The sequence below is a fragment of the Amycolatopsis sp. cmx-11-32 genome, assembly GCF_047608695.1.
In the GTDB taxonomy this organism is placed as follows: Bacteria; Actinomycetota; Actinomycetes; order Mycobacteriales; family Pseudonocardiaceae; genus Amycolatopsis.
The window spans coordinates 123,408-145,056 of the sequence record NZ_JADNQN010000018.1 but is presented as its reverse complement, the minus strand read 5'-3'; the positions used below and the strand labels follow the sequence as shown (position 1 = coordinate 145,056).

The following is a 21,649-nucleotide window of genomic DNA, read 5'->3' as shown; positions in this document are numbered from 1 at the left end:
ACGCCACCCCCGTCTCGCCCTGCCGCACCGCCAGCCGACGACCTTCGCGAGAATGCTCGGCACGCTTGTCGGCGCCCTCGCGGTCGACCGTCGCCGCGACGTGACTCGCCGCCTTCCGGATCTGCTCGCAGTTCTTCCCCGCCAACCGGTCCCCCAGCACAGCATCAGCGGCGAGAGCGTTCTCATCCGACAACCACACCGTCGCCGCGGCGACCTTCATCGCCCCGAAACCACTCACTTTCCCCTGATCCAACAGGTCCAGTGTCCGGGGCAGACGAGTGGTCAACGCGTCAGCGGCGGCGACCATCGCACCCGCATGACCATCCACAAGAGACAACTCGAACGCGACTTCCTGAGCAACACTCCGCGCGCCCCCACGATGCCGATTCAACTGCGCCAACGCCCGGAACCGAACCGCCTCCAAACGAGCGATCCCCACCGAAGCCGCAACAGCCACAGCCACAGAACCCTTGTCATCCAAGAGGTTCAAGGAAGCGTTGATCTCCTCCAAGACTCTTGGGTTGGTTGTGTCTTCGAGTAGTGCCACAGGTGCGGCTTTGTGAATGTCCACTCAGCGAACATACAACCGACCACCGACAGTTTCCGAACACGCGACCACAACAGGATGTTGCCGTTTTTCGGCGACTATTCCAAGAGGTGACCGTTGAGGCTCGGGAGTGGTAAGGACGGTTCCAACCGTCCTTACCACTCACGGAGACCTGGCTTCAGGTCACCTCGCGCACGACCATCCGTTCCGAAGCCCGCTCGATCGCCGCTTCCACCGCACCGACCCGGTCCGCCAGCAGGCCCACCGCGCCGACCGCGCGGCTCATCGGGTCCTCGTCGTTCCCGCCGAGCGCCTGCGCCCGCAGGTAAGCCGCCTTCACGTCCGCCCACCGCTGCGCCTCCGAGGCGCTCAGCCGTCCACGCAATTCCGCCAGCTTGAGCAGGTTGGCCTCGGCACCCGAGGTCAGCGTCTGCGCTTCACCGGCGTAGTGGTCGTCGATCAGCGCTTCCAGTTCGGCGTCGTTCATCGCGGGCACGATCCGGCCCGCGAGTTTGTTCATGTTCCGGTACGAACCCTGCAATTGGAACGGCGGTTCGACCCGGGACGCGTCCGCCTGCGCCGCCGAAGCGATGTACGCCTGGTTGTTCTTCAGCACGATCCGCTGAATCCGGATCAGTTTCCGCAGCACGGCGAGGATCTGCTCCAGTTCGGTCGCCGAGTACGCGTGCTTCAGCTGATCCGCCCGGACAGCGCCGTCGCCGCGGGCCAGCCGTACCAGAACGTCCACATCGGACTGTTCGCGCGAGACCAGCGGTGCCAGCACGGTGTTCGCGGTGAGCGAGTTCTCGACGTAGCTCAGCGCGAACAGATCTTCCTTGCCCGACAACACATCGCCGAGGTTCCACACGTCGGCACGGTTGGCGAGCATGTCCGGGATCCGGAACCGCTTGCCCTGCTCGGTATACGGATTGCCGGCCATGCAGACCGCGAACCGCTTGCCACGCAGGTCGTAGGTCCGCGTCCGGCCTTCCCACACGCCTTCCATCCGCCGCTGCGCGTCACACAGCGAAATGAACTTCTGCAGCAACTCCGGCGACGTGTGCTGGATGTCGTCCAGGTACAGCAACACGTTGTTACCCTGCTCCAGCGCGAACGAGATCTTCTCGACCTCCTGCCGCGCGGTCGCGTTGGGTGCGTCCGCCGGATCCACCGAAGTGACCTCGTGCCCGAGTGCCGGCCCGTTCACCTTGACGAACACCAGTCCGAGGCGGCTCGCGACGTACTCCATGAGCGTCGTCTTGCCGTACCCGGGCGGCGAGATGAGCAGCAGCAGGCCGGACTGGTCGGTGCGCCGGGCATCGCCGGTCGCCCCGAGTTGCTTGGCGAGGTTGTCTCCGATCAACGGCAGGTAGACCTCGTCGAGCAGCCTGTTGCGCACGAAGGCGCTCATCACCTTCGGCTTGTACTCCGTCAGCCTCAGCCTGTCCCGCTCGGCCGCCACCAGTTCGTTGCGCTGCCGCTGGTACGCCCGGAAACCCGGCACCCGGTCACGCCGGAACCGCCCCGTCCTTGCCAGCGTCTCGTCGAGCCGCAGGGTCAGTGACCGGTTGACGATCCGCGGATGCGAACCGAGCAGACCGTCCACAGTGGCCGTAAGTTCCGCCGAAGAATCGTAGCGGGGTAGGTCGGCCAGTTCGATCGCGACGGCTTCCGTCAGCTCGTCGGCGGACAGGCCAGCGGAGTCCACAAAGGACGACAGCCAGGCTTCGGCGAGCTGATACCGGTCGGCGAGGTCTTCGAGTGCGCGCAGGTCTTCGGCGAAACTGCGCCTGTCGAGCCGGAACTTGTCGAGCAAGGTTCGCGCACCGCCGCTGGTGACGAACCCCGGCGACGCGTCGGCGAGCTCCTCGAACAGGTACTCTCCGGCGAATTCGAGGTCCAGCGCGAGCCCGGACGACGCGGTGAACCCGGCCATCGCCTCGGTGAATTCCCGCGCCAGCGAGTCGATCGCCGTGGTGTGGCCGAACGCCTCCCGCACCCGCGAGAGCGACGTCGCCCGCGTCGTCCACGCGGATTTCGCCGACTCTTCCGCGCCGAACGCCCAGAACAGCTGAGCGGCGGCCCTCGCGGCGGGCGGATAGCGCAGCAATCCGGCACCGGAACGCAGCCGCAGCAACGTGGACAGGATCGCGGCCGCGTCATGGTCGTGCACGCCACGCGCGTAACCCTCGTCGTACCGGTCCCCCGCGGCGTGCCGGACGACCTCGAGCAGGTCGGTCTCCGGCAGCTCCGGCTTCTCGAGCAGGATCGACGTCGCCAGGTACTCGGCGCGATAGACCTCGGGCGACTCCGAGACCAGCAGCTGGTCCCAGTACGGCCGCGTCGCCTCGAACGACTCGTCCCGGACGGGCGAGCGGTAGTCGGTGCCGGTGATCGCGAACTTCATCCCGCCCTGGTGCGGCACCAGCGTGAGGTCGATGTCCTGCGTGTTGACCGCGAAGGTGTTGCGGCCGAGGCGGATCGTCTCCCCGCCCTCGCCGTACAGGTCGAGCCGGTCGCGCAGCGCGCGACCGGCCTCCTGGCGGGCGGCCTTCACCCGCCCTTCGAGTTCTTCCGCCCGCACCTGGTCGCCGAGGCCGCGCAGTTCGGCGACGACGCTGCGCAGCTTCGCGACCATCGGGTCGGAGGCGAAATAGGTGTTGATCTCGTCGACGGAGCCGAGCGTGCCGACCCGCCGGGTCACGCTCGTGAGGATCCGCTCGGCCGAGTCGACCAGCCTGTCCGCACGGCGTGCCCGCTCGTCGAGCAGCGCCTGCTTGCGCGAGGAGAACGCCTCGTAGACGTCGGTGCGCTTCTCGCCGAGCGACATCAGGAAGTCGTCGAACTCACCGAACCGTGATTCGAGGTTTTCCAGCTGCAACAGCAATCTGCCGAGCTGTTCGTCGCAGCGGTCCGGCGTGTCCGCCACCGCGAGCCCGCCGGTGATGGCCTGCGCCAGCAGCGCGAACTCGGCGGCGAACTCCGCCCGGCCCTCGGTCTCCAGCAGTTCCTTGCGCCGCGCTTCGAGGGTGGCCCTGGCGCGGTTGACCCCGCCGATGACCTCGCCGACACGTTCGAGGATCTTGGTCCGCACCACGGCGTCCGCGATCTCCAGCCCGCCGACGACGTCGGTGAGGACTTCGAGCCCGCCGGATTGCTCGTCCAGCCGTTCCGCGACCGGGACCGCCTCCGCGACGGTCGCGATCGCGCCCGCGGCGGCGATCAGCCCGTCCACCTCGGTGTGGTAGCTCGTGAACGCGTCCTCGCCCTGCAGGAACCGGACGGCCCGCTGCGCGGCCTCGCCGAAATTCTCGTCGAGGTCGGCGATCAGGTCGTCGACCCGGTCGGTGTCGACATACCGCAGTTCCCGCACGGTGACGAGATGTCCCCGCGCGCGATGCAGTTCGGCGAGCCTGCGCACCCACGCGTCGGCCGTGTTGAGCACCTCACCCCGCACCCTCCGCACGAGTGAAGCGGTTTCGGCGGCCGCCTCTTCGACGGCTTCGGCCGCTTGCGCGGTGAGCAAGGTGACCGTCTCGAATTCGTCGAGCACCTGCTCGGCGGTGACCTGGACGTCCGACAACGGCGACCGCAGATCACCGAGTTCGGCCTCGCCGAGCCAGTGGTAGTGGTCGAAAACCCGCGCGCACGCGGCGATCAGCGCCTCGAAGACGGCCGCCGACGGCGCCATGTCCTCGATCATCCGGCCGATCGAGAGGCAGTCGGAGATCCCGCGGACCAGATCGGCGTTGCCGACCCGCTCCAGCGGCCCAGTCCCGGCCGGCTGCGACGCGGCGTACGTGTCCGACTGGAACGGCGTCCGCCACACCTGCATCGGATGCACGCGGCTCGGCTCGTCGGACAGCGCGCGGAAAAGGACCATGGTGCCGTCGTCGAACAGCGAATACCCGTGGCACGGGATCGGGTTCGAGACCTCTTTGCGGATCACGTTGTACGGCAGGAGAAGCGAGCGCCCCTCGACCCGCGCGTGAAAAACGTAGAGCACGTCTTCCCCGTTGGGCGAGCGGATCACGCGCTCGAATTCCAGACCGTCCACAGTGGTGTCGAACGTCTTGCTGACACCGGTGTCGAGGTAGTAGCCGCCGGGGAAGATGATCCCGTGGTCCTCGGGCAGCCGCTGGCACGCCTGTCCGATCCCATCGAGGCGCACCACGTCCCGCGTGCGGGTGTTGAAGACCAGGTACCGGTGCTCGGTCTCCTTGTACGGCAGAATCCGCAGCAGGATCAGGGGGCCGATCCTGGCGTAGGAGACCTCGGCGTCGGCCAGGCTCTGCAGCGGCTCGGCGACCGGTTCGGAGTAGACGCCTTCGCCGCTTTCGGTGTTGTTCTCGACCTTGATCGTCAGGTTTCCGCCGACGGTCTCGACGAACACCTCGTCCTCGATCGAGATGTGCGGGTGCCGCCCGAGAACGTGCTGCTCGCGGCCGGTCTCGACCCATTCGAAGTCGTGTGACGGCGGGAAGACGTGGTCACGTTCACCCCGGTTGTCCACATAGGACATTTTGCCATCGGCGGCGATGCCCCAGCGCAGCACCCGGATGTCCTCGGTCCGGGGGCCGATCTGGAACACCGCGAGCAGCTTGCCCTCGACCCGCCGCAGCTGCAGCAGCTTCGCCTGCCGGTAGTACCGGTACAGCTCGGCGAAGTCGCGGACGAACTGCTCGTCGCGCAACAGCTCCGGCAGCTCTTCGGCGGGCACGTCGTCGAAGCGGAAGGCTTGTTCGTCGTGGCTGAACCTGTGCAGCGAGAAGACGTCATCGACCGTCGTCTCGGGTTTGAGCCCGATGAAGACGTTGTAGCCGAACAACATCCGCCCGCCGACCGACACGACGTCCCGCGGCACGCAGTTGTTCGCGGTGCGGATCCGTTCCGTGCCGATCAGCGCGAGTTGCGCGCTGCCGAAGACGCCCAGCCGTGCCGTGTTGAGCTCGTCCGCGCGTTTCGCCAGTTCGGCGGCCTGTGCGGCGAGCCGGACGCGGAGCACCTCATAGGTGCCCGCGTCCAGCTCGGTTCCTGCCGCCGGTTCGGGCGCCGTCACTGCTTCACGGGGGTGAGAGCGGCGACCGGCGTCTCGGCGAGGCCGAGCCGCTGTGCCACGGTGAGCAGCTCACGCAGCTTGTCGCTGTCCGGGCCGCCCGCCTGCAGCTGCTTGGCCAGGAAGGCCGACAGCGTCAGGTTCTTCACGTCCTCGGTGTTCACCGCGCCGAGCAGTTTCGTCAGGTCGTCGGTGAAGCTGCCCGACCCGTCGAGCCACGGCTTCGCGAGTGTCTGGACGACGTCGGAGTGCTCGACGAACCCGTCGACGCTCTTGCCGAGGCCGATCGAGCCGATGATCTTCTCGAAGAACATCGTCTCACCGCCGACGATGTCGATGTCGGCCTTCTCCAGTCCGATGCCGAGAACCGTGGCCTGTGCCTCGGCGACCTCACGCTGCACAGTGAGCGCGGCGAGCCGGATCTCCTTCTCGGCCTCCAGGCGCAGGCGGTACTCCTCGTGCTGGCGGCTGGCGGTGTCGAGCGCGGCCATCGCGGCGGCCTTCTCGGTGAGACCTTCGGCCTCGCCCTTGAGCTTGTCGCGCATCCCGTCGGCGAGCACGATCGCCTTCTCGCGGGCGACGATCGCCTCGGCGCGGCCGACCTTCTCCAGCGCGTCCGCGTCACGTTCCCTGACCTGCGCCGCGGCGAGACCGGTGGCGGCCTCCTCGGCCTGGATCCCTTCCGCCAGGCGGATCTTCGCACGGGTATCCAGTTCCGCGGCCTGCTGGCGCGCCTCGGCCAGCGTGAGTTCCTCGCGCGCCTTGTGCTTCGACGCCACCTCGGCGGCTTCCGCGGCCTTGATGTCCTTGACGAGGCTTTCCTGCGCTTCCGCCTCGGCCCGGATGATGATGGCCGAGCGCTGACGCTCCGCCTCTTCTACGACGCGGAGCTTCTTGATGTTCTCTTCCTGCTCCGCCACCGTCTTCTCGACCGCGATCCGCTCGCGGATCACCTCGGCGATGGACCGCTTCTCGGTCTCGACTTCCTTGTCCTTGGCGATGCGGGACAGCTCGGTCTCGCGTTCGCGGCCGATGACCTCGAGCAGCCTGTCCTTCTCGATACGCTCGCTCTCGATGGCGATGACGCGCTCGCGGTTCTTGCCCGCGACCTCGATCTCACGCTGCTGGTTCTGGTGCTGGATACCGAGCTGCTCGTCGGTGCGCAGTCCCGCGGCCTGCGACTTGAGCCGCTCCTCCGCCTGCACCTTGGCGATCTCGGCCTCTTCGCGCGCCCGCATGGTCTCGACCTCGCGGTTCTGCTTGATCTCCGCGTCGGCCTGCCGCCGCTCCAGTTCGAGGATCGCCTCCCTGGCGTCCACGTTCTGGCGGGTGATTTCTTTTTCCTCACTGCGGCGGAACTCGTTGGTGCGCACGTGCTCGATCGCGGTCAGCTCGGTGATCTTGCGGATACCCTGCGCGTCGAGGATGTTCGCGGAATCGAGCTGTGCCATCGGCGTCTGCTCGAGGTAGTCGATGGCCGCGTCCTCGAGGCTGTACCCGTTGAGGTCGGTGCCGATGACGCGGATGATCTGGTCGCGGAACTCGTGCCGCTTCGTGTAGAGATCCACGAAGTCGAGCTGCTTGCCGACGGTCTTCAACGCCTCGGAGAACTTGGCGTTGAACAGTTCCTGCAGCGTCGCCTCGTCGCTCGCCCGCTCGGTGCCGATCGCCTGCGCGACCTTGATCACGTCCTCGACGGTCTTGTTGACCCGGACGAAGAACGAGATCCGGATGTCGGCGCGGATGTTGTCCCGGCAGATCAGGCCTTCACGGCCGGTACGGGTGATCTCCATCGCCTTGACCGAGGTGTCCATGATCTCGGCCTTGTGCAGCACCGGCAGGACGACCGCGCCGGTGAACGTGACGTCCACCCGGCGGACCTTCGAGATGATCAGCGCCTTCCCCTGCGGCACCTTCTTGAACAACCTGGTGATCGTGAAGAGCAAGACCAGGAGGATGACAACTATCACGGCGATCAGAACGCCGGCCCCCACGCTGATGGCACCCATAGTGTTCCTTTTCTGCTTCAGATGTCCAAAGACTCGACCCAGAAGAACTCGCCTTCGGAGTCGTAGTCATAGAGAACTACGCGGCTGCCCGCCGTCAGGTTGCCTTGACCCGCCTGACGAACGTCCACAATGGCCGTCGACCCGTCGGCGGCGGCGACCTCGGCCTGGCCGAAGTCGTGGGTCACCGACGAGGTGCGGATGACCGCGGCGCGACCCACGAAGTCTCGCCTGCTCGGTTCTTTCGCGGGACCGAAGACGCGACGCAGCGGCACCACGATCACCCTCGTCCCGAGTGTGCCGAGGACGAGCGCGACGGCGAGCACGCCGACACCGGACCCGATCCTCGCGGGTGTCGAAAGTTCCAGGTCATCGAGTAGGACCGTCCCTGCCAGGCTGGCGAACCAGGTGAACGCGATCAGCAAAGAGAGCGAAAAGGACAGTGGGACCCCGCCGAAGCCTGCCAGGAGCCCGTCGCCACCGTCGAAGTCGTCTGTGTCGACGGCGCCGAGCAGTGCCAGCAGCCAATAGCCGACCACCACGATCAGCAGGAAGCTGAAAAGCGCGGCCGGAAACCCCAGAGCCGCGGTGACGAACCCGCCCATCGCCGTCGTTTCCCTCCCCCATTACCCCGGGTCCGGACTATAACCAGCGAGTGACGCCGGGCGGGCGGTTTTCGGCTACGAGTGGGTCACGGTGTGCGGAAGCGTGCGGGGTGCGCGAGTAGTCGACTACTTGCGGCGGGCCGTCGTCCTGGATCGGAGCGCTCCCGATCGTTGAGGGTCCCCAATGCCACATTGGGGACAACTCAGCGACTCAGATGCGACATTGGGAACACGCAAGCCGAAGCGTGTGCACACCACCCAAGCCCTACTCCGGCGACCCACGCGCTCCGGCGCCTTGCGTGGCCCGAAGTACATGAAGGCCCCTTCCTTGCGCCTGGCACAGGAAGGGGCCTTCTTTTACTCGGCAAAGCGCCCACCGCCGCAAGTAGTCCTCTAGTTGCGGAAGGTGCGACCGGGTGCGGAGCGTTAAGCCGACCGGCGGCCCCGAAGCCATCCGGTTGGACCTTTCGCACCACCGGAACGCGCCCTACTCTCCAGTATTAAGAGTGACACAGGACACACCACGGTCTTGGAGGCTCCCTTGGGTTGGCACGTTCGCGAGGTGATCGACGGGGATCAGCGCGAACGGCGGATCCGCCATGTCACCCGATGTCTGAGCTGCACGCTCACCTGCGTCCATTGTGGACTACCCACGCGTTTCTCCCTTCCGGCGGGGCATCCCGGCCTCGGCGTCGTCGAACACCTTCGGGGCGCGACCACACCCGGCCTCCCCGACCTCGCCCTGCTGCACCGGTTCTGCCGGGACAACCATACGGGCGACCACCCGCGGGAAACCGGCATCGCGCTCAGACGCGCCTATCTCGGACTGGCGACCGAACTCTTCGAAACGGGACGACGGATCCGTCGTCACCGCAGACTCGGCGTGCACCCACCACGGCCGGGGCACCTCGAGATCTACCGAAAACGGTGGCGAGTGGCCAAAATGCGGTACGCCTGCAAGGCGTGCCGGTACTACACCGGCTCTCACTGAGCCGATTCTCCCCCGGAGGACTCGTGCTCGTTCGTCTCATCCTCGGTCTGCTCATCACGGTCGTCGGACTCGGTTTCGCCGCCCGCCGCGCCGCCTGGCTCTACCGCCTGATCCGGTCCGGTCAGCCGGACGAAAAACGCTCGGACGTCATGGCCGTCCGCGCGAAAACGCATCTCGCCGAAGTCTTCGGACAACGCAAGCTGCTGAAGTGGTCCGTCCCCGGCCTCGCGCATCTGTTCACGTTCTGGGGCTTCGTGATCCTCGGCTCCGTCTATCTCGAGGCGTACGGCGCCCTGTTCGACCACGACTTCCACATCCCGCTCATCGGGCATTGGGCGGCGCTGGGCTTCCTGCAGGACTTCATCGCGGTCGCGGTGGTCGTCTCACTCGCGGTCTTCGCGGTCATCCGGATCCGTCAGGCCCCGGAACGCAAGGAGCGCGCGTCCCGGTTCTTCGGATCGCACACCGGTGGCGCCTGGCTGATCCTGTTCATGATCTTCAACGTCATCTGGACGATGTTCCTCTTCCGCGGCGCGTCGGCGGCGGTCGGTGTCTTCCCGTACGAGTCGGGCGCGTGGGTTTCCCTTGGCGTGGGCGAACTCCTGGAGCCACTGGGCGCCTCGATCACCGAGCCGCTGGAGACCGTCGGGCTGCTGCTGCACATCGGCGTGATGCTGGCGTTCCTGTCGATCGTGCTCTACTCCAAGCACCTGCACATCTTCCTGGCGCCGGTCAACGTCACCGCCAAACGGCTGCCGGACGCGCTCGGTCCGCTGCTGCCGATGGAATCGGCCGGTAAGCCGATCGACTTCGAGGATCCCGGTGAGGACGACACCTTCGGCCGCGGCAAGATCGAAGATTTCACGTGGAAGGGCATGCTCGACTTCGCCACCTGCACCGAATGCGGCCGCTGCCAGTCGCAGTGCCCGGCGTGGAACACCGGGAAACCGTTGTCGCCCAAGTTGTTGATCATGGACCTGCGGGACCACCTCTTCGACAAGGCGCCGTACATCCTGGACGGCAAGGAAGCCCCCGAAGAGCGTCCGCTCGTCGGCACCAAGGACGACAACGGCGTCATCGATCCGGACGTCCTCTGGTCGTGCACCAGCTGCGGGGCGTGCGTCGAGCAGTGCCCGGTCGACATCGAGCACGTCGACCATATCGTGGACATGCGCCGCTACCAGGTGATGATCGAGTCCGCCTTCCCGAGCGAACTCGGCGTCCTGTTCAAGAACCTCGAGGCCAAGGGAAACCCCTGGGGCCAGAACAACTCCGATCGCCTCGCCTGGACGAAGGACCTCGACTTCGAGGTGCCGATCTTCGACGGTGAACTCGCCGACGACGTCGAGTACGTCTACTGGGTCGGCTGCGCGGGCGCGTTCGACGACAACGCCCGCAAAACGGTCCGCGCCACCGCGGAACTGCTGCACCTGGCCGGGGTCAAGTACACGATCCTCGGCACCGACGAGTCCTGCACCGGCGACCCGGCCCGCCGCTCGGGCAACGAATTCCTCTTCCAGATGCTCGCGCAGCAGACCGTCGAGACCCTGAACGCGGTGTTCGAGGGCCGCGAAGCGGGCACGCGCAAGATCGTCACCACCTGTCCGCACTGCCTGAACACGCTCGGCCGCGAGTACCCGCAACTCGACGGGCACTACGAGGTCCTGCACCACACGCAACTGCTGAACCGCCTGGTCCGCGCCAAGAAGCTGACCCCGGTCAAACCGGTCGACGCCGGCCCGGTGACCTACCACGACCCGTGTTACCTCGGCCGCCACAACAAGGTCTACGAGCCGCCGCGTGAACTCGTCGGCGCGACCGGCGCCACGCTCAGCGAGATGCCCCGGCACGCCGACCGCTCCCTCTGCTGCGGCGCCGGTGGCGCGCGGATGTGGATGGAGGAGCAGATCGGCAAGCGCATCAACCTCGAACGCGTCGACGAGGCACTCGGCACGGACGCCGAGACCATCGTCACCGGCTGCCCGTTCTGCCGCGTGATGCTGAACGACGGCCTCGTCCAGCGGCAGAGCGAGCAGCGTGGCGACAACGTCACCGTGCGCGACGTCTCCCAGCTCCTGCTGGAAACGGTCAAGGAACGGGACCGGTCGACCACGGAGATTTGAGGCACACGAGAGTTGGAAGTTCGGCACACCGAACTCTAGACTCACGGGATGGCGAATCCGTTCAAGACCGTCTGCGCGCTGGCGATGTCCGCGCTCGTCTTGTCCGCGTGCGGCGGCGCGGGCAACGGAACGAGCGGTGGCACGGACGACAAGCGGCCGATGGTGCTGACCACGTTCACGGTGCTGGCGGACATCGCCTCGAATATCGCGGGCGACAAGCTCAGGGTCGAGTCGATCACCAAACCCGGCGCTGAGATCCACGGCTACGAACCCACTCCGGACGACATCAAGAAGGCCGCGAAGGCCGACCTGATCCTCGACAACGGGCTGAACCTGGAGGCCTGGTTCGCCCGGTTCGTCTCGGAAAGCGACGCGCCGCACAAGGTGCTCAGCGACGGCGTCCAGCCCATCGACATCGCCGAGGACTCCTACCAGGGCAAGCCGAACCCGCACGCGTGGATGTCGCCGAAGAACGTCGGGATCTACGTGGACAACATGGTGAAGGCGTTCAACGAGGTCTCCCCCGGCGACGCCGCCACATTCAAGGCCAACGGCGACGCTTACCAGGCGAAACTGCGAGCCGTCCAGGACGAGATGACCAGCGCGCTGAGCGGGCTGCCGAAGAACGAACGCGCGCTGGTCACCTGCGAAGGCGCCTTCTCCTACCTGGCCCGCGACACCGGCCTCACCGAGCAGTACATCTGGGCGGTCAACGCCGAACAGCAGGCGACGCCTCAGCAAATCACCCGCGCCATCGAATTCGTCCGGCAGAACAAGGTGCCCGCGGTGTTCTGCGAGTCGACCGTCTCCGACGCCCCGATGCGCCAGGTCGTCTCCGCCACCGGTGCCGCGTTCGGCGGCGTCCTCTACGTCGATTCCCTGTCCGGTCCCGAAGGGCCGGTGCCGACCTACCTCGACCTCATCCGCCACGACTCGAAGACGATCGTGGCCGCGCTCACCGGGTCGAAGCCGTGACCGCCGCGATCCGGGTCGAGGACGTCACCGTCCACTACGGCGACGTCCTCGCCCTCGACGGTGTCGACGTCACGCTCGAACACGGCCGCGTCTGCGGACTGGTCGGGATGAACGGCTCCGGCAAATCGACGCTGTTCAAGACGATCATGGGCATGGTCCGGCCGGACACCGGCACGGTCACGGTCGACGGCGGCACGCCCGCCCGCGCCCGCAAGACCGGCGTGATCGGCTATGTGCCGCAGAGCGAGGACGTCGACTGGTCGTTCCCGCTGTCCGTGCGGGACGTCGTGATGACCGGCCGCTACGGGCATCTCGGTTTCACCCGGCGTCCGCGCCGCGCCGACCATGAAGCCGTCGGGCAGGCGCTGGAGCGGGTCGAACTGACCGAACTCGCCGGACGTCAGATCGGCCAGTTGTCCGGCGGGCAGCGCAAACGCGCGTTCGTCGCGCGCGGCATCGCGCAAGGCGCGGGCGTACTGCTGCTCGACGAGCCGTTCGCCGGCGTGGACAAGCGTTCCGAAGCCACGATCACCCGGCTGCTCAAGGAACTCGCGGCCGACGGCGCCGCCGTCCTGATCTCCACCCACGACCTGCACGCGCTGCCCGGCCTCGCCGACGAGGCGATCCTGCTGATGCGCCAGGTGCTCGCGCACGGCTCCCCCGGCGAAGTGCTCCGGCCCGAGAATCTCGCGCTGGCCTTCGGCCTCGATGTCCTGCAACGGGAGGAAGAACCCGCGTGAGCGAGCTCGCGAGCGAACCATCAACACAGTGCCCGCTCATGCGGCGCAAAGCGACCCGCTACGAGGAGTAGGCATGAGTTTGTACGACCTCTTCCTCGAACCGCTCTCCTACGACTTCATGGTGCGGGCGCTCGCGTCCACAGTGGTCGCTTCGACGGTCTGCGCGGTGCTCTCCTGCTGGCTGGTGCTGATCGGCTGGTCGCTGATGGGTGACGCCGTTTCACACGCGGTGCTGCCCGGCGTGGTGCTCGCGTACATCCTCGGCGCGCCGTTCGCGCTGGGCGCCGCCGTGTTCGGTTTCCTCGCCGTGGCCCTGATCGGCGTCGTCCGCGACACCAGCCGTGTCAAGGAGGACGCCGCGATCGGCATCGTGTTCACCACCCTGTTCGCCTTCGGTCTCGTGCTGATCTCGGTGACGCCGAGCCAGACCGACCTGAACCACATCATCTTCGGCAACCTGCTCGGCGTCGACGTCTCGGATCTGATCCAGATCGGCGTCCTCGGCGCGATCACCCTCGCCCTGCTGATGCTCAAACGCCGCGATTTCACCTTGTACGCCTTCGATCCCACACACGCGCACGCCATCGGGCTCAACCCGCGGCTGCTCGGCGCCGCGCTGCTCGGGCTGCTCGCGCTGACCTCGGTGGTGGCGTTGCAGGTGGTCGGCGTGATCCTGGTGGTGGCGATGCTGATCATCCCCGGCGCGACGGCGTATCTGCTGACCGACCGGTTCGGCCGCATGCTCGTGATCGCGCCGTCGTTCTCGGTGCTCGCCGGAGTGATCGGGCTGTACCTGAGCTACCACCTCGACACCGCGTCCGGCGGGATGATCGTGCTGGTGCAGGGCGCCGGATTCACCCTCGTGTACCTGTTCGGGCCGAGGCACGGGATCGTCGGGAAGCGGCTGGCCAAGCGCAGGCGGGACGCGGCCCTCGGCTGAGCAGGACGGCGAAGTCCAGCCGGGTCGGGCCCCGCGGTCCGTGAAGGACTCCTTGAGGGACTCTGGGTCCCTCAAGGAGTCCTTCACGGACTCGGAACCTTCGGTGACCGGACAACCACCCCGCGCTCTGTGTCTCTTGCGACATCGGCCTGACCGCTTGATTAGGTTAGGCTCCCCTCATGTCTACGGAAGACGCGCTGCTCACCGGCCATGACCTGGTGCTCGCGCACCAAGAGCGGGCCGTGGTGGACGGCGTGTCCCTGTCGCTGCGCGCGGGCATGGTGACCGCGCTGGTCGGTCCGAACGGCTCCGGCAAGTCGACGCTCCTGCGTTCGCTGGCGCGGCTGCACAAACCCCGCGAGGGCAGCGTCCGCCTCGGCGACCGCACCGTCTGGGGCGGGAGCGCGTTGTCCGGCAAGGAGTTCGCTCGCCAGGTCACGTTGCTGACCCAGCATCGGCCCACGCCGAGCGGGGTCTCCGTGCGCGACGTCGTCTCCTACGGCCGCTACCCGTATCGCGCGGGCTGGCGCGGGGTCGACGTCGACGGCGCCGCCGCGATCCGCCGCGCGATGGATCTGACCGGTGTGACGCCGATGGCCGAACGCGGTGTCGACGAACTCTCCGGCGGCGAACTCCAGCGTGCCTGGCTCGCGTCCTGCCTCGCCCAACAGACCTCCGTGCTGCTGCTCGACGAGCCCACCAACCATCTCGACCTGCGCTACCAGGTCGAGATCCTCGACGTCGTCCGCGATCTGGCCAACGAAGGCGTCGCGGTCGGCGTGGTGCTGCACGACCTCGACCACGCGGCGATCATCGCCGACGAGGTCGTGCTGCTGAGCGAGGGAACCATCGTGGCCACGGGTGACATCGGGCGGGTGCTCACCACCGAGCATCTCTCCCAGGCCTACGGCGTCACCGTCCACGTCGCGAACGACCCGGTGACGGGCGCGATCCACTGCAGGCCACTCGGGCGGCATTCGCCCAGGCCCGCCTGAGAAACCAGGAAGAACCATGCGTTTGCTGACCCCTGCCGCCCTCGTCGCGACGGCGGCGCTGCTGCTGTCCGCCTGCGGCACCTCCGAGAACACCGCCGCGGCGCCGAGTGAGTCCGCCGCCCCGAGCGGTCCGGTCACGGTGACCGACGCGCGCGGCAAGGCCGTCACCCTCAAGGCCCCCGCGAAGCGCGTCGTCGCGCTGGAGTGGGGCGAGGCCGAGATGGTCGCTTCGCTCGGTGTCATGCCGGTCGGCGCGGCGGACGTCGCGGGCTACCACGTCTGGGACAAGGCCGTCCCGCTGACCGCCGAGGTCAAGGACGTCGGCAAGCGCAACGAGCCCAGCGTCGACGCGATCGTCGGGCTGAACCCCGACGTCGTCATCATCGCCGAGGAGCGCGACTCGCCGCTGGTGCCGCAGATCGAGAAGTACGTGCCGGTCGTGGTCACCAAGGCCAGCGACGCGAGCCGGAACTTCGACCGCCTGCGTGAGGACTTCAGGCTGATCGCGAAGACGGTCGGCAAGGAGGCCGAGGCGGACAAGCAACTGTCCGAAATGGACGCCAAGCTCGCCGAAGGCAAGAAGGCCGTCGAGGCCAAGGGCGCCGCGGGCACCCCGTTCCTGATGGCCGACGCCTACCTCGAGGGCAGCACCGTCAGTATCCGCCCGTTCGGCAAGGGTTCGCTGGTCTCCGACACCGCCGAGGCCGTCGGCCTGAAGAACGTCTGGACCGGTCAGGTCGACCCGCAGTGGGGCCTCGGCCAGACCGACGTCGAGGGCCTGACCGCGATCACCGACCCGAAGACCGTGCTGTTCTACAGCGCGTCCGAAGAGGACGTCTTCACCACCGGACTCGCGCAGAACGCCGTCTACCAGCGGTTGCCGTTCGTGGTGTCGAAGAAGATCCACAAACTGGAGTCCGGAACGTGGACCTTCGGCGGCCCGAAGTCGATCATCCTGACCGCCGGCCAGATCGTGAAGGCCATCACCGCCTGATGCCGACGGAAGTGCGGGCGCCGCAAGCAGTGCGCACCGCGGTGGTGTCGGCCGGGCTGGTCACGCTGATCGTCGTCCTCGCCGGCATCCACCTGACCCAGGGCACGTCGACGTCCGGACCACTGGACGTGGTGCAGGCGATCTTCGGCCAGGGGGACGCGCAAACCCTTGCGGTACTCGAGGGTTCGCGCGTTCCCCGGTTGCTCGCCGCGCTGCTGCTCGGCGTCGCGCTCGGTGTCGCGGGCGCTGGCATGCAGTCCGTGGCGCGGAACCCGCTCGCCTCACCCGACACGCTCGCGGTCAACGCGGGCGCGCATTTCGCCGTGGTGGCCATTTCGGCGTTCGGTCTTTCGCTGCCGCTCGTACCGGTCGGCGGGGCGGCGTTCGCGGGCGGGCTCGCCGCGGCCATCATCGTGCTCGGCCTGGCGGGCGGCGGTTCGGCGAGTCCGCGGCTGGTGCTCGTCGGTTCCGCGGTGCTGCTGGCGCTCCAGTCGGTGACCATCCTGCTGCTGCTCATGTTCGAGCAGGAGACGTCCGGCCTGTTCGCCTGGGGCAGCGGCTCCCTGACGGTGTCCGACCTGCGGGCGACCGGCCAGATGACGCCGATCGTGGTGATCGCCGTCGTGGCGCTGATCGCGATGGGCGGCAAACTCGACGTCCTCGCCCTCGGTGACGACAACGCGACCGTGCTCGGTCTGCGGGTCCGCCGGACGCGGGTCGGCGCGATCGTGCTGACCGTCGCGCTGACGGCGGCGGCCGTGACCGTCGCCGGACCGGTCGGGTTCGTCGGGCTGAGCGCGCCGGTGATCACGAAGCTGCTGCTGCCGATCGCGAAGCATCGTGTGCTGCTGCCGGTGTCCGGGTTGGTCGGCGTGGTGACGGTGCTCGGCGCCGACGTCGTCCTGCGGGCGATCATGGGCTCGGCCGCGGCGGTGCGGGTGCCGACCGGTGTGGTGACCACGATCATCGGCGCCGTCGTGATGGTGTGGCTGGCCCGGCGCGGCCGCGGCAGTGGCTCACGACGGCAGGCTCCGGCCGGGCGGGTCGGGCTCGCCGGATCGAAGCGGCGGCTCGTGCTGATCTCCGGCGCGCTGGTGGTGCTGCTCGCCGTGATCCCCGTGGTGGGCATGATGTTCGGTGACCGGATGGTGCTGCTCGGCGACCTGATGAACTGGGTCACCGGCGACACCGGGACCGCGCTCACCTTCGTGCTGGACCAACGGCTTCCGCGCGTACTCGCCGCGCTGCTCGCCGGTGCCGCGCTGGCGGTGTCCGGCTGCGGGATCCAATCGGTCAGCCGCAACCCGCTCGCCGAACCCGGACTGCTGGGCATCACCGCGGGCGCCGGACTCGGGGCGATCACGCTGATCACCATCGTCCCGACGGTCGGCGCCTGGGCGATCGCCGGTGCCGCCGGTGCCGGTGCCACCGTGGTGTTCCTGCTGGTCTACGGGCTGGCGTGGCGGTCGGGGCTGGATTCGGACCGGCTGGTGATCATCGGTATCGCGGTCTGGTCGGCCGGGATGGCGCTGATCACGCTGCTGATCGTGGTCTCCGACCCGTGGAACTCGGCCAAGGCGCTGACCTGGCTTTCGGGCTCGACCTACGGGCGCACGCTGGAACAGGTCGCGCCGGTGGCGCTGTCCCTGATCGCGCTGACGCCGCTGCTGTGGATCAAGCATCGCGAACTGGACCTGCACGCCCTCGACGAGGACACGCCGCGAGTGCTCGGGATGCGCATCGAACGGTCGCGGCTGGTGATCCTGGGAGCTTCCGGGATCCTGGCGGCCACCGCGGTGTCCGCGATCGGCGTGGTCGTCTTCGTCGGGCTGGTCGCGCCGCATCTGGCGCGGTCGCTGGTCGGCGGACGGCACGGCCGGGTCATCCCGGTGGCGGCGACGCTCGGGGCACTTCTGGTGAGCGTCGCGGACACCCTCGGACGGACGGTCATCGCGCCGGCCCAGATCCCCGCCGGCCTGGTCATCGCCATGGTCGGGACGCCGTACTTCATCCTGGTGCTCTGGCGGACCCGGCCCTAGGGGAGCTGAAGGGGCCTTCACCGCATGCGATGCGGTGAAGGCCCCTTCGTGGCGTTGAATCAGGGCTGGGCGCGTTGAGGGTGGTGGCGGGGGCATGGATGGAGCGGGAAAGTCCCCTTCAGCTCCCGCTACAGGGTCTTTTCGAGGCGGCTCGCGAGGAGCTTCGTGAAGCGGGCGGGGTCGCCCAGTTCCCCGCCCTCGGCCAGCAGAGCCATGCCGTAGAGCAGTTCCGCGGTCTCCGCCAGGCCCTCGGACTCGCCGTTCTCGGCGAACGAAGACCGCAGCCCGGACACCAGCGGGTGGCCGGGGTTGAGTTCCAGGATCCGCTTGATCTGCGGCATTTCCTGCCCCATCGCGCGATACATCTTCTCCAGCGTCGGGGTGACGTCGTTCGTGTCACCGACGATGCAGGCGGGAGACGTCGTCAGCCGCGTCGAGAGCCGGACCTCCTTGACCTGTTCCGCGAGCGAAGTCGTCAGCCAGGTCAGCAGCCCGGAGAACTCTTCCTTCTGCTCGTCGCTGGTCTCGTCGAGTTCGACCTCGCCCTTCGCGACCGACTGGAACTGCTTCTCCTCGTACCCGGAGACGGCGTCGACCCACATCTCGTCGATCGGGTCGGTGAGCACGAGCACCTCGTAACCCTTGGCCTGGAACGCTTCCAGATGCGGGGAGTTCTCGATGCTCTGCCGCGACTCGCCGGTCAGGTAGTAGATGTGCTCCTGGCCGTCCTTCATCCGTTCGACGTACTCGCGCAGCGACGTGAGCTTCCCGGTGCCGTCTACGTCGTTGGTCGACGCGAAGGAGCAGATGTCGAGGATCGCGGTGCGGTTCTCGAAGTCGTCCAGCAGGCCTTCCTTGACCGCGCGGCCGAACTCCTTCCAGAACGTCTCGTACTTGTCCGGGTTCTCGTCCGCCATCAGGGTCTTGACCGTCGAGAGGACCTTCTTGACCAGGCGACGGCGGATCAGCTGGATCTGCCGGTCCTGCTGCAGGATTTCGCGCGAAACGTTGAGCGAGAGGTCCTGCGCGTCGACGACACCCTTGACGAAGCGCAGGTACTCCGGCATCAGCGCTTCGCAGTCGTCCATGATGAAGACGCGCTTCACGTACAGCTGGACGCCACGCTTGCGCTCCCGCATGAACAGGTCGAGCGGCGCTTGTCCTGGCAGGAACAGCAGCGCCTGGTACTCGAAGGTGCCCTCGGCCTGGAGCCGGATCGTCTCCAGCGGGTCGTTCCAGTCGTGCGCGACGTGCTTGTAGAACTCGTTGTACTCGTCCTCGGTGACATCGCTGGAGGAACGGGCCCACAGCGCCTTCATCGAGTTGACCGTGACGACCTCTTCGCCTTCGGTCATCCGGATGGGCCAGGTGATGAAGTCCGAGTACTTCTTGACGATCTGCTTGATCTTCGTTGCCGAGGTGTAGTCGAAGAGCTGGTCTTCGGTGTCCTCGGGCTTGAGGTGCAGGACGACCGACGTGCCCTGCGGCAGGTCCGGGACCGTCTCGATGGTGTACGTGCCTTCGCCCTCGGACTCCCACCGGACGCCCTCGTCCGATCCCGCGTGGCGCGTCAGCAGCGTGACCTTGTCGGCCACCATGAAGCTGGCGTAGAACCCGATGCCGAATTGGCCGATCAGATCCTGCGAGGCCGCGGAGTCCTTCGTTTCCTTCAACTTCTTCAGGAACTCGGCGGTACCGGATTTCGCGATCGTGCCGATCAACGCGACGACGTCGTCCCGGCTCATCCCGATTCCGTTGTCCCGTACGGTCAGGGTGCGGTTTTCGGTGTCAGTGTCGATCTCGATGTGGAGATCGTCGGTATCCGCCTGGAGTTCCTTGTCGCGGAACGCTTCGAGGCGGAGTTTGTCCAGTGCGTCGGAGGCGTTGGACACCAGTTCCCGCAGGAAGGTGTCCTTGTTCGAGTAGATCGAGTGGATCATCAGCTGAAGCAGCTGACGTGCCTCCGACTGGAACTCGAGTGTTTCGGCAGAGGTGGTCACGCGGCGATATTACCGAGCGCGGAACCGGCTCAAGCCAGCCTCTGCCGCGCCACCTCCACCAGCCCGTCGCCGGTGGCCTGTTCGATCACCGTGACGGCGGTCCGGCCGGTGGTCTCGACCGTGGCGATCACGTTGGAGAAATGCGGCCCCGACGTCTTCTGCCAGTCGACCGGAAGCGGTTCGACACCGCCGCGCGCCGCCCATCGGCGCGCGAGGGACGCCAGCCGGGCCGACCAGGTGGCGGCGAAGGCCAGCCGGAGCGGTCGCGGCATCGCGTTGTGCACCGGCGAGCAGGTGAGCTGGTAGACCGCCGATGTCACCGGCTCGGGGTAACGCGCCTCGGCGATGTAGGCGTGGTGGACGTCGCCGGAGAGCACCGCGATGGTGGCGGGCGGGTCTTCCCGCCGTCCCTCGCGCGCGATCATCGCGGCGAGCCGGTCGAACGACGCGCGGAACGCCGCCCAGTGTTCGAGGTCGCAAGCCTGCCGGATCTTCTCCGCGAGACGGCCGCGCCATCCGGGGCGGCCGCAGGCCTGCTCGTTGAGCGACTGCAGGTGGGAGATCACCGGCGGCAGCAGCCAGGGCAGCGAGGACCCGATGAGCAGGTGGTCGCAGGGGTCTTCGTCGTTCGCGGCGTTGTCCTCGATCCAGTCGAACTCGTCGTCGTCCACCATGGACCGGGTGCCGCCCGCCAGGATCCGGCCCGCCCTGCTGTCGATGACCAGCAACCGCACCTGGCCGAAGTCGCGGCGGTAACTCCACCGCGCGCCCTTGGTGCCGTCGCGTTCGTTGTCGGCCTCGTCGGCGAACGCGACGAGCAGGTTGGCGTTGTCCTCACCGGAGGTGATGGCCTTCTGGAAGGTCTCGTCCTCGGCGAGTTCGGCGGGGCCGAGGTTCCCGAGGTGCTGATAGGCCCAGTACGACATGATCGCGCCGCGCAGCCGCTCCTGCCACCACGGCTGCGCGCGCATCTGCTCCCGCCAGGTGTGGGAGGTGTTCCAGTCGTCGCGGACGTCGTGGTCGTCGAAGATCATCGACGTGGGCACGGTGGACAGCAGCCAGCGGATCGACGGTTCACCCCAGGCCTCGAGGTAGAGGTGGGTGTACTCCTCGAAGTCCGTCACCTCCGTACCCGGCGGCTTCGAGGTGTCACGACGCTGCTTCAGCCATTCCTGCGTTTCATCGGTGGTCTCGTCGGCGTAGACCTGGTCGCCGAGCATCAGCAACGCCTGCGGCCACTCGGTTTCCTCGCCGTCCGCCATCCGGCGGGCGTACGCGGCCAGCGCGTCCGGGCCGAAGGAGTCGCCGTCGTGCGGTTTGCGGCAGGAGCCGAACACGAGCCGGAACCGGGACTCGTTCTCGGGCAGCGTCCGGATGCGGCTGGGCGGGAACTCCGATCCCGCCTCCGGCCACACCTTTTCGCCGTCCACGCGCACCTCGTACTCGGCGCTGGTGCCGGGTTCGAGCCCGGTGAGCACCAGCAGGGCGTAGTGGTGGCCGCGGATCTCGAACGTTCTCGCGGTGGTGCCGAGGACTTCGACCTCACTCGCGGTGTCGGTCTCGACCCACACCGTCGCCGATGTCTCGTCGACGTGTCTCAGCAGGGGACCCAGGCGCAGGCTCATTCCTGAAACGGTG

14 protein-coding genes are annotated in these 21,649 nt (G+C 67.5%); 8 read left to right on the top strand and 6 right to left on the bottom strand.

Annotated features, from left to right (window positions below; translation table 11 throughout):
* From ACM6LR_RS36305 to ACM6LR_RS36290, 4 genes are all read right to left on the bottom strand, one after another.
* Positions 1-547 (bottom strand): DUF222 domain-containing protein (locus ACM6LR_RS36305; RefSeq protein WP_414945413.1); only part of this gene is annotated, 547 nt, incomplete at its 3' end.
* 178 nt (positions 548-725) lie between these two features.
* Positions 726-5,606, bottom strand: coding sequence for a DNA repair ATPase (locus ACM6LR_RS36300; RefSeq protein ID WP_414945409.1), 4,881 nt, complete (start codon positions 5,604-5,606; stop codon positions 726-728).
* Entirely contained in the window at positions 5,603-7,549 is a 1,947-nt protein-coding gene (locus ACM6LR_RS36295) for a flotillin family protein (RefSeq protein ID WP_414945408.1), read from the bottom strand. The genes ACM6LR_RS36300 and ACM6LR_RS36295 overlap by 4 nt, the downstream gene beginning before the upstream one ends.
* An 80-nt stretch (positions 7,550-7,629) precedes the next feature.
* Entirely contained in the window at positions 7,630-8,214 is a 585-nt protein-coding gene (locus ACM6LR_RS36290; protein ID WP_414945407.1) for a hypothetical protein, read from the bottom strand.
* A 541-nt stretch (positions 8,215-8,755) separates the two neighbouring features.
* Here ACM6LR_RS36290 and ACM6LR_RS36285 point away from each other — a divergent pair.
* From ACM6LR_RS36285 to ACM6LR_RS36250, 8 genes are all read left to right on the top strand, one after another.
* Entirely contained in the window at positions 8,756-9,205 is a 450-nt protein-coding gene (locus tag ACM6LR_RS36285) for a hypothetical protein (protein WP_414945406.1), read from the top strand.
* A gap of 23 nt (positions 9,206-9,228) precedes the next feature.
* Positions 9,229-11,328, top strand: a complete 2,100-nt coding sequence (locus ACM6LR_RS36280) for a (Fe-S)-binding protein (RefSeq protein WP_414940054.1) — start codon at positions 9,229-9,231, stop codon at positions 11,326-11,328.
* A gap of 48 nt (positions 11,329-11,376) precedes the next feature.
* Entirely contained in the window at positions 11,377-12,303 is a 927-nt protein-coding gene (locus ACM6LR_RS36275; RefSeq protein WP_414940055.1) for a metal ABC transporter substrate-binding protein, read from the top strand.
* Positions 12,300-13,043, top strand: a complete 744-nt coding sequence (locus tag ACM6LR_RS36270; RefSeq protein ID WP_414940056.1) for a metal ABC transporter ATP-binding protein — start codon at positions 12,300-12,302, stop codon at positions 13,041-13,043. The genes ACM6LR_RS36275 and ACM6LR_RS36270 overlap by 4 nt, the downstream gene beginning before the upstream one ends.
* Before the next feature lie 73 nt (positions 13,044-13,116).
* Positions 13,117-13,983 (top strand): metal ABC transporter permease, encoded by an 867-nt coding sequence (locus tag ACM6LR_RS36265; protein WP_414940057.1) that lies wholly within the window; start codon positions 13,117-13,119, stop codon positions 13,981-13,983.
* Positions 13,984-14,162: 179 nt separating this feature from the next.
* Positions 14,163-14,978, top strand: coding sequence for an ABC transporter ATP-binding protein (locus ACM6LR_RS36260; RefSeq protein ID WP_414940058.1), 816 nt, complete (start codon positions 14,163-14,165; stop codon positions 14,976-14,978).
* A 16-nt stretch (positions 14,979-14,994) separates the two neighbouring features.
* The gene (locus ACM6LR_RS36255) at positions 14,995-15,972 is read left to right on the top strand and encodes an ABC transporter substrate-binding protein (protein WP_414940060.1); all 978 of its coding nucleotides are present in this window, start codon (positions 14,995-14,997) and stop codon (positions 15,970-15,972) included.
* Positions 15,972-18,011 carry an iron ABC transporter permease gene (locus tag ACM6LR_RS36250; RefSeq protein WP_414940061.1) on the top strand — a complete coding sequence of 680 codons (2,040 nt, stop codon included), beginning with the start codon at positions 15,972-15,974 and terminating at the stop codon, positions 18,009-18,011. Before ACM6LR_RS36255 ends, ACM6LR_RS36250 begins: the two co-directional genes overlap by 1 nt.
* Before the next feature lie 128 nt (positions 18,012-18,139).
* Here ACM6LR_RS36250 and htpG read toward each other — a convergent pair whose 3' ends face one another.
* A complete protein-coding gene (htpG, locus tag ACM6LR_RS36245; protein ID WP_414940062.1) occupies positions 18,140-20,011 on the bottom strand; it encodes a molecular chaperone HtpG in 1,872 nt (623 codons plus the stop codon).
* 29 nt (positions 20,012-20,040) lie between these two features.
* Positions 20,041-21,636: an alkaline phosphatase D family protein gene (locus tag ACM6LR_RS36240; RefSeq protein WP_414940063.1), complete on the bottom strand. Its 1,596-nt coding sequence runs from the start codon at positions 21,634-21,636 to the stop codon at positions 20,041-20,043.
* Between the last annotated feature and the right edge of the window lie 13 nt (positions 21,637-21,649).